The 2,613-nt window shown below is 63.4% G+C and carries 2 protein-coding genes and 1 pseudogene; all 3 read right to left on the bottom strand.

Annotated elements, in window-relative coordinates:
• Positions 1-7 precede the first annotated feature (7 nt).
• Positions 8-364, bottom strand: a pseudogene (locus ACY693_RS18125) (sulfur oxidation c-type cytochrome SoxA); the annotation flags it as partial.
• A gap of 31 nt (positions 365-395) precedes the next feature.
• On the bottom strand, positions 396-1,604 hold the full coding sequence (locus ACY693_RS18120; RefSeq protein ID WP_462323210.1) for an esterase/lipase family protein: 1,209 nt from the start codon (positions 1,602-1,604) through the stop codon (positions 396-398).
• A 225-nt stretch (positions 1,605-1,829) separates the two neighbouring features.
• Positions 1,830-2,432: a DUF3611 family protein gene (locus ACY693_RS18115; protein WP_462323209.1), complete on the bottom strand. Its 603-nt coding sequence runs from the start codon at positions 2,430-2,432 to the stop codon at positions 1,830-1,832.
• Positions 2,433-2,613: the final 181 nt, after the last annotated feature.

Below are 2,613 nucleotides of genomic sequence, written 5' to 3'. Positions count from 1 at the left end.
CGGTCCATTAAGACATCAGCGCGACGGCGGCATCAGAGCCCGGGGTGATCTGTGGCTGTCGCATCTGCCAGTAGCTGCCGCGAATCCGATGGGTGCTGCTGCGCACGTTCTGCTGTCCGACCCGGAAGGCCGGCAAAGAGATCGCCTTGGTCCACTCGTGAGGCTCATTGATATTGGGCAGCACCGAGGCGCGAATCCGCTTCCCGGTGTTGGTGTGGCAGGTCGCGCAGCTGAAGTCCGAGGTGCCGGCACGGCGGTAGAACATCACCTCGCCTGCATTACGCATGGCCTTCTCGAGCGGGTGATCCATCGGCGGATTCCAGGGCAAGCCGCTGGATTGACTGGCGATGAAGGTCTGCAGCTGTTCGTAGCGAAGGAATTTTCGTTACCAACCGTCAACGAGGGTCAGTCTGCCGCCCCCAGACCTTGAGCTGCTCAATGATCGGTGCGATGGCGGGCGGCATCGGCTCATCGGCAAACAGGCGGCGCAGCATGGTGCGATGAGCGCCGCTGACGATAACAGGCTCTGGCGCGCCCTCGAGCCGCAGCGACTCGACGCTGACGGCGCCGTCGCCGAGGCCGTCGCCCAGTGCTCGGAGCCAGGCGTCAAGTCTTGCCCGCAACGGCTCGGAGCCGAGCTCGGCAGCGATGGCATCGAGCCCGGCCCTGATCGGCTCGGGGAGCTGCTCGGGCAACGGCAAGGATGGCTCGACCAGTTGGGCGCCGATGATGGCGCGTGGCACCGAGTCAGGCCAAGGGCGGGCATTGAGCTCCTGCAAGAAGGCGCTGTCGGGGCGCAGATCGATCTTGGCCTCGCCGAGCCCGTCGCGCAGCCCAGCAAAGAGCGAGAAGCGCCGGCGCTGGGCGTCCTCGAAGTGCTCGCGCAGCTCGAGCCAGATGCGCAGTCGCGCCCATTCCGAGCCCTGATTCGGCGTGCCGACCATGATCAGACCCACGACTTGAGCGCCCTTGAGCCGCGGCGGCTCACCCACCGGATGTCGCCAGCGGGTGATGAAATCACGCGCGACCAGTCCGCCCATGCTGTGGCCGATCAGGATCACTGAACGGTCGTTGGTTAGCTCGCTCCAATGCTCGGCCAGGAAGTCAGCGCTCCGGTCGATGCCCTGATCATTCGGATAGCGCAGCTCCCAGACCTCAAAGCCGGCATTGGCCACGACCGGGGCGAGGTCGTCCCAGATGATGCCAGGCTCATCCAGGCCGTGGATCAGCACCACAGCCGGACGCCGTATGGCTTGAGTAGCGGTGGCATCGGGCACCAATGGCTCGGGGTCCGCACGATCCGGGCCAGGGCTCGGAGCAGGGCTGACTGTGGAGGGCATGCCATCGAAGGCAGCCTCGCTGGTCAGGCTCAAGATGGGCGCATCGGAGCTCATACTCGAGCTCGGCGCCGCCGGCCAACGCATGTGGAGTCCGTGCCCATCGCCCGCCGGCCGCATCAGGTCGTGAAACCAGTCATCGAGCTGGTCGTGGACCAGGACTCGCAGCGCGCGCTCTTCGTCCGGATGCAGCTCGGCCCAACCGGTCCAGAGCGCGACAACGGCTAGGAGGATTGCAAGGGCTTGGAACAGGCGTTGGCGCAGCACTCGACGGTCACCGCTGCTGGCTCCAGGACCCGCTGATGGAGACTGTCGAGAAGGCTCAGTGCGCTCATGGTTCTGAGCAGTCTCAGGGCGCTCAGAGGCATGAGGATTGTCAGCAGGTTGGCTCGATGCTTGGCTTGGGGTATGGCCCGCTGCATGGCTGGGGGCAGAGCTGGCGCGCCCTGCCCCGCGCACCGACCGGGACCGAGAAGGCATGCGCCCAGCGGCTCAGTCCTCGAGCGACTCGTAGGTATGGGTGGTGCGGAACAGCAGCCAGAGGCCAAAGATGGTCGCCAAGACTTCCGCTGCCAGTACCAGCACCAGGGCCATCAAACTGGCGAAATCGACCGCGGAGACCCAGGAGCCCCCGAGTGAGGTCGGTGTGGTCTGGATGGTCGGGACACCGCCTTGTGGCGCGGCCAGAAAATAGAACAGCATCTGCGAGACCTCGATCAACATCACCAGGATCGAGAACAGGATGCCTAGGCTACTGGCGATCAGGCCAGTCCAGATCGTACGCGTGACCGCGCTCTCGCTTGGGCGTGTCGCAGCGTCACTGATCTTGCGGCCCAACGCTGGATAGCGCCAGAACCAGAACACCACGAAGACCAGGAGCAGTAGGTTTATGGCGGTCAGATAGCTGACGATCGGCAGGCCTTGCCGTGGTCCAGTCAAACTGCCGGAGAAGGTAAACACATAAAGCATCAAGAGCACCGGAAAGGCGCCCATCACCACCTGCAGCCAAAATCCAGCACGACCAGTGCGCTGGAAGGTCTTGGCAAGACCATCGACCTTCGAGACGTGAAGATCATTGACGAGTTGTTTCAGCATGGTTGACCTCGATCGCCCAGGGCGACTCATTGAAGAAGAGAAGCGACACACCAATTCGCAGTCATCAAGAACACCAAAGAACCAAGACGGATGCAGATGTCGCAGATCCCCATACAGACTGCAAGCGATTTCGCCTCATCTCCACGGCATCGAGTTGGTGAACCCGATCGCCTCGATAGGA

The organism is Halochromatium sp. (assembly GCF_054919635.1).
Note: the sequence above shows the minus strand (reverse complement) of the source record. Positions and strands in the feature narration are given on the sequence as shown.